This window comes from Streptomyces sp. NPDC057271 (genome assembly GCF_042668715.1).
Lineage (GTDB): Bacteria > Actinomycetota > Actinomycetes > Streptomycetales > Streptomycetaceae > Streptomyces.
In genome coordinates this window covers 1-6,609 of the sequence record NZ_JBHUYJ010000193.1, presented here as the reverse complement: position 1 = coordinate 6,609, position 6,609 = coordinate 1, and the positions used below count along the sequence as shown (strand labels likewise).

The window sequence follows — 6,609 nt, the reverse complement described above, 5'->3', positions numbered from 1 at the left end:
GCCTTGCGATCGCACGCTCCCCCAAGCTCTCGGCTGCGCTCGAGCAGGGGGGACCCCCATGACGCCGCCGGGCCCCCCTTCGGGCGGACGACGCTCCTTTGACGACACTCCCTAGCCCCTCCGAACCCGCGAGTCACTCTCCGTACACCCTCCCGTTCATTCCCATCTGCGAGCATCCCCCCGTGGACTACCCGAACGACCAGGCACCTGGCGCACCCATCCGCTCCGGCATCCCCGAGCACGGCCGCATCCCCAAGTACTACGCGGTGAAGGCGAAAGTCGCTTCGCTGATAGGCGAGTTGGGCGAGGGTGGGCTGCTGCCGACCGAGCGGGACCTCGCCGTCCGTTACGAGGTCTCGCGCGAGACGGTCCGTCAGGCCCTTCGTGAGCTGCTCCTCGAAGGACGGCTGCGCCGCCAGGGGCGCGGGACCGTGGTCGCCGGGCCCAAGCTGGAGCAGCCGCTCTCGCTCGCCAGCTACACCGAGGGCGTACGACGGCAGGGGCGCCGGCCCGGTCGTAGCCTCATCTCGCTCGACCGCTTCCCCTGCCCCGACGCGCTCGCGCCCGAGATCGGAGTCAAACGCGGCGAGTCCGTCTGGCACATGGAGCGCGTGCTGCTCGCCGACGACGAGCGGGTCGGGCTCGAGAGCACGTACGTCTCGGTGGCCCGCGTCCCCGGCCTGGACAGTGAGTTCGACCCCGACTCCTCCTTCTACCGCTACCTCGGCGAGAAGCTCGGGATCGGCTTCGGCGACGCCGACGAGCGGATCGAGACCGTGCTGGCCACCCCGCGCGAGGCCCTGCTCATCGGCACTCCGCCCGCGCTCCCGATGCTGCTGATCCACCGTCTCTCCCGCGACACCACCGGCCGGCCGCTGGAGCGCGTCCGCACGCTCTACCGTGGCGACCGCTTCAGCTTCACCGCGCACCTGGGGCAGCAGAGCTGACCCGAGCAGCTGACCCGACCCGACCCGACCTGAGCCGATCCGACCTCAGCCGACCCGACCCGACCTCAGTCGACCCGATCCGGCCCGCCCATTGGTAACGGAAAGATAACGGGTCTAGGCCAACCTTGTCGCCCCGTTCACCGTCCCGTTCTCATGCGGATCGCTCCGGGCCATTCGTCGCCAGGACCGTGAACGGCATGAAGGTGATCGTCGTAGGAGCCGGCGTGGTGGGAACCATGCACGCCTGGCACGCAGTGGAACGCGGCCACGAGGTCGTACACATCGAGCGCGAGGCCGAGGCGCGCGGGGCCTCGCTCCGCAACTTCGGTCAGATATGGGTGAGCGGCCGCGCGGGTGGAGAGGAGCTGGACACCGCGCTGCGCGCCCGCGAACTCTGGGAGGGCATCGGTGCCCGCGTGCCCGAGCTCGGCTTCCGGGCCATCGGATCGCTCACCCCCGTACGCAACGACCTGGAACTGGCCGTCGCCGAGGCCGCCCTCGCCCGGCCCGACGCGGCGGCCCGCGGCTACAGGCTGCTCACCGCCGACGAGGCGCGCCGGGTCAACCCCGCGCTGCGCGGGGAGTTCCAGGCCGCGCTGTTCTGCGAGCGGGACGCGGCCGTCGAGCCGCGCACCGCCCAACTCGCCCTGCGCAAGGCCCTGCTGGCCTCCGGGAAGTACACCTTCCTGCCGAACTGTGAGGTCCGTGACGTCTCCGGCGCCGAGGGCGTGGGCAACTGCGAGGTACGCGACGATCGCGGCGAGGTACACACCGGCGACGCCGTCGTCCTCTGCACCGGCGCCGCGCTCAGCGGCCTCGTCCGCGAGATCGCCGGTGACATCCCGGTCCGCCGCGTGCGCCTGCAGATGATGCAGACCGACCCGCTCGGCGAGCCGCTGACCACCTCCGTCGCCGACGCCGACTCCTTCCGCTACTACCCGGCGTACCGGTCGGACGCCCTGGACGCCCTCAACGCGGGCCAGGTGCAGGACCCGACCGCCGCCGCGCACAGGATGCAGCTCCTGATGGTGCAGCGCCTGGACGGCGGGCTGACCATCGGTGACACCCACGAGTACGAGCACCCCTTCGCCTTCGACACCCTCGAAGACCCCTACGAGCACCTCGTCCGCGTCGTCGAGTCCTTCCTCGGCCGCCCGCTGCCGAAGATCCGGCGCCGCTGGGCCGGTGTGTACGCGCAGTGCACCGACGTCAGCCGCGTCGTGCACCGGCAGAAGGTCCGCGAAGGCGTGTGGCTGGTGACGGGACCCGGCGGACGCGGCATGACCTGCTCGCCCGCCGTCGCCGAGACGACCGCGAACGAACTGGGCTGGTGAACACCATGACCGAGATCCACACGCACAACCGCACGTACAACCGCACGTACAACCACATGTTCAACCTCGTCGTACTGGACATGGCCGGTACCACCGTCGCCGACGGCGGTCTCGTCGAGCGGGCGTTCAGCGCCGCCGCCGAGCGCCTCGGCGAGGATCCGGCCACGATGATCGACTACGTCCGCGCCACCATGGGCGAGTCCAAGATCTCCGTCTTCCGCCACCTCTTCGGCGGCGACGAGCCCCGCGCCCAGCAGGCCAACGCCGCCTTCGAGGAGGCGTACGGAGAGCTGGTCGCCGACGGTCTGATCGCCCCGGTCCCCGGCGCGGCCGAGGTGATCGAGCGGCTGAGGGCGGAGGGCCGGACGGTCGTCCTGACCACCGGCTTCGCCCGGGTCACCCAGGACGCCATCCTCGACGCGCTCGGCTGGCGGGACCTGGTCGAGCTGACCCTCGGCCCGGCGGACGCGGGCGGCCGGGGACGTCCGTACCCGGACATGGTCCTCGGCGCCTTCCTCCGTACGGGAGTCGTCGACGACGTCCGGCAGATCGCGGTCGCGGGCGACACCTCGTACGACATGCTCAGCGGGGTCCGCTCGGGCGCCGGGATCGTGGCGGGCGTGCTGACGGGGGCGCACGACGAGGCGGCGCTCAGGGGGCACGGCGCCACCCACGTCCTCGCGTCGGTCGCGGATCTGCCGGCGGCGATGGCCCGGGCGGAGGCGGACCGGTGACGGCGCCCGACGCCGTCGTCGCGACGGGCGGGGCCGGTACGGTCGGCACGGTCGCCGCTGCCTCCGCAGCCGCCCGCAGCGGTATCCGCTTCGACTCCGTCTCCGTCGCCTACGGCGGGAACACCGTCCTCGAATCCCTCGACCTGACCGTCGAGCCCGGCGAGGTCATGGCCCTCCTCGGGCCCTCCGGCTCCGGCAAGACCACGGCCCTGCGCGCCGTCGCCGGGTTCGTGCGGCCGGCCTCGGGCCGGGTGTTCATCGGCGACCGCGACGTCACGGCCCTTCCGCCGCACAAGCGGGGGATCGGGATGGTCGTCCAGCAGTACGCCCTCTTCCCGCACATGCGGGTCGAGGACAACGTGGCCTTCGGCCTGAAAGCACAGAAGGCACGGAAGCCATGGAAGCCATGGAAGCCATGGAAGGCACAGAAGGAGCAGAAGGAACAGAAGGAACAGAAGGCGTGGAAGGAGCAGCAGGCGTGGAAGGAGCAGCAGGCGTGGAAGGCGCGTACGGCGTCGAAGGTGTCGAAGGCCGAGATCCCGGGGCGGGTCGCCGAGGCCCTGGAGATGACCGGGATGGCGGCCTACGCCAAGCGCTACCCTCGCGAGCTGTCCGGCGGACAGCAGCAGCGCGTCGCGATCGCACGGGCACTCGCCATCCGCCCGAACGTGCTGCTCCTCGACGAGCCGCTGTCGGCGCTCGACGCACAGCTGCGCTCCGGGATGCTCGCCGAACTGGCGCGGCTGCACCGTGAGTTGCCGGACGTCTCGATCCTGTACGTCACCCACGACCAGGTGGAGGCGCTGACCCTCGCCGACCGGATCGCCGTCATGGACAAGGCCCGGCTCCAGGACTGCGGCACGCCGCAGGACCTGTACCGCCGTCCGCGTACGGAGTTCACGGCGTCGTTCGTCGGCAACGCGAACCTGCTGCCGGTGACGGCGGGCGCGGGCGGGGTGACGTTCGGCGGCGCCGCGCTGAAGGTCGCCACCGACGGCGTCGCCCCGGGCGCGGGCGCGACGCTCTGCGTCCGGCCGCACCTCGTCGGCCTCGGCGAGGGCCCGAACGCGCTGCGGGGAAGGATCGCGGAGGTGCAGTGGCGGGGCTCGACACACCGTCTGTACGTCGACGTGGAGGGGCACCGTGTGAAGGCGGACGTCCGCGAGCTGCGGGAGACGCCGGCGCTGGGGGACGAGGTCACGCTGCACTTCGCGCCGGAGGACGGGGTGCTGCTGGGGGCGGGGGTGTCCGATGGGTAGCCCCGGCGCGCCGGTCATGACGGCTGAACGGGTTCGTGGCAGTGTCCCCACCGTCCCCCGGACTCCGTCCGGGGGGACCCCCGCTCCGGCGGAACGTATGCCCACGACGATCCTCTGGGCCCTCCCGCCCGTCGTCGTTCTGGCGCTCGTCTTCCTCTACCCGCTCGCCCTCGTCGTCCAGGAGTCCCTCGCTCCCGGTGCCTACGCCGACGTCTTCGGGTCCGAGGCCTTCCGGAAGGCGCTCGTCACCACCGTGTGGCTCGCGGTCGGGGCCACGGCCGGGTGTCTCGTCCTCGGGTTCGCGCTCGCGCTCGTCGTGGCGTTCGTGCCGTTCCCCGGCGGGAAGGAGGTGTCGAAGTTCATCGACGTCTTCCTGTCCTTCCCGTCCTTCCTGATCACCCTCGCGCTCCTCTTCCTCTACGGCACGGTCGGCATGGCCAACGGTCTGTGGACGGACGTCACGGGCGCCGAGGCCGGGCCCTTCCAGTTCCTGACCACGCCCTGGGGGGTCCTCCTCGCCGAGATCACGTACTTCACGCCCTTCGTGATGCGTCCGCTCCTCGCCGCGTTCTCGCAGATGGAGACCGCACAGCTGGAGGTCGCCTCCTCCCTCGGGGCGAAGCCGCTGCGGATCGTCCGGCAGGTGATCCTGCCCGAGGCGCTGCCCGCGCTCGCCGCCGGCGGAAGTCTCGTCCTGGTCATGTGCCTGAACGAGTTCGGGATCGTCCTCTTCACCGGCGCCAAGGGCGTCACGACCCTCCCGATGCTCGTCTACGGCAAGGCCATCCTCGAATCCGACTACGCCGCCGCCTGTGTCGTCGCCGTGGTCAACGTCGCGATCTCCGTCGGCCTCTACGCGGTCTACCGGGCGGTGACCAGGTCCGGCGGCCGGAGGCCGGCGCGGACGTCCGCGGTGCCGTCAGCCGCGACCGCGGCGGGGCGTGAGGCACCCCGGCGCCGAGCGCCGCGAGGGCGGCCGACGGAAGGCAGGCTCCGCCGTGTTGGTGCATAGCCGTACGGGGAAGTGGACGGCCTGGACCGTCTTCGCGGTCCTCTTCGTCCCGCTCTTCGCCCTCCCCCTCCTCGTGATCGTCGCCGCGTCGTTCTCCACGAACTGGTCCGGGGCCTTCCCCTCCGGGCCGACCGCCGAGCACTACACGGCCGCCGTGCGGGGGGAGTCGCTCCAGGCGCTGACCACCAGCCTGGTCACCGCCGTCACCGCCGGCCTGCTCGCGCTGACCGTCGGCACGTGGGCGGCGCTCGCCGCCGACTCCCTGCGGAAGAACGGCCGCCGGTTCCTCGACGCGCTGTTCATGCTGCCCGTCGCCGTGCCCTCGGTCGTCGTCGGTCTCGCCGTCCTGGTCGCCTTCTCGCAGCCGCCCGTGCTGCTGAACGGCACGCGCTGGATCGTGATCCTCGCGCACACCGTCCTTGTCACGGCGTTCGCCTATCAGTCGGTCTCGGCGGCCATCCTCCGTCTCGACCCGATGTACGAGCAGGCGGCGGCCAGCCTCGGCGCCCGCCCCGCGTACGTCCTGCTCCGGGTGAGGCTGCCGCTCCTGCTGCCGTCGCTCAACGCGGCCGCGGGACTCTGCTTCGCCCTCTCCATGGGCGAGTTGAGCGCCACGATGATGCTCTACCCGCCGGACTGGCTGCCGCTGCCGGTACTGATCTTCACCGCCACCGACCGCGGCTCCCTCTTCACCGGCTCGGCGCTCGCCGTGGTCCTCATGGCCACGACCCTGCTCGTCCTGCTCGCCGTCTCCCGTATCCGTACCAAGGCGTCCTACCGCTAAGTCCCTCAGGAGAGAACGACGTTATGCGCACCTCGTACAGATTCGTCAAGCCGATCGCCGCCGTCACCGGCAGCCTCACCCTCGCCGCCACCCTCACCGCCTGCGGCGGGTCCACCGCCGCCTCCGACGAGAAGGTCGTCACCATGTACAGCGCGGACGGTCTCAAGGGGGAGAAGGGCGACGGCTGGTACGACAAGGTTTTCGCCGACTTCGAGAAGGAGACCGGCATCAAGGTGAAGTACGTCGAGGGCGGTTCGGGCGAGATGGTGCAGCGCGCCGTCCGCGAGAAGAGCAACACCCAGGCCGACGTCATCGTGACGCTGCCGCCCTTCATCCAGCAGGCCGACTCCAAGGGGCTTCTCCAGGCGTACACCCCGAACGGCTCGGAGCAGGTCGACGGCGCCGACAAGGCCGACGACGGCAAGTGGACCTCCGTCGTCAACAACTAGTGCCGCATCAGGCAACGTTCGCCCCGTCGTGACGTGGCGCCCGGTCGCTGTTCCGGGCGGCACTGGACGGCCAGAATGATCACGTGGCTG

Annotated in this window: 6 protein-coding genes and 1 pseudogene; all 7 read left to right on the top strand. The window is 71.2% G+C overall.

From position 1 onward, the window contains the following. The first annotated feature begins 182 nt into the window (after positions 1–182). Positions 183–947: a GntR family transcriptional regulator gene (locus tag ACFUJR_RS38450; RefSeq protein WP_383178678.1), complete on the top strand. Its 765-nt coding sequence runs from the start codon at positions 183–185 to the stop codon at positions 945–947. 197 nt (positions 948–1,144) lie between these two features. Beyond that, positions 1,145–2,281: a TIGR03364 family FAD-dependent oxidoreductase gene (locus ACFUJR_RS38445; protein ID WP_383178675.1), complete on the top strand. Its 1,137-nt coding sequence runs from the start codon at positions 1,145–1,147 to the stop codon at positions 2,279–2,281. Positions 2,282–2,286: 5 nt separating this feature from the next. Next, entirely contained in the window at positions 2,287–3,015 is a 729-nt protein-coding gene (locus ACFUJR_RS38440) for a phosphonatase-like hydrolase (protein ID WP_383178672.1), read from the top strand. An 83-nt stretch (positions 3,016–3,098) separates the two neighbouring features. Continuing rightward, complete coding sequence (locus ACFUJR_RS38435) at positions 3,099–4,274, top strand: ABC transporter ATP-binding protein (RefSeq protein WP_383178690.1); 1,176 nt, start codon at positions 3,099–3,101, stop codon at positions 4,272–4,274. A 16-nt stretch (positions 4,275–4,290) separates the two neighbouring features. Continuing rightward, the gene (locus ACFUJR_RS38430) at positions 4,291–5,286 is read left to right on the top strand and encodes a 2-aminoethylphosphonate ABC transporter permease subunit (RefSeq protein WP_383178669.1); all 996 of its coding nucleotides are present in this window, start codon (positions 4,291–4,293) and stop codon (positions 5,284–5,286) included. After that, complete coding sequence (locus tag ACFUJR_RS38425; RefSeq protein ID WP_383178667.1) at positions 5,273–6,070, top strand: ABC transporter permease; 798 nt, start codon at positions 5,273–5,275, stop codon at positions 6,068–6,070. Before ACFUJR_RS38430 ends, ACFUJR_RS38425 begins: the two co-directional genes overlap by 14 nt. Before the next feature lie 23 nt (positions 6,071–6,093). Beyond that, positions 6,094–6,516, top strand: a pseudogene (locus ACFUJR_RS38420) (extracellular solute-binding protein); the annotation flags it as partial. Between the last annotated feature and the right edge of the window lie 93 nt (positions 6,517–6,609).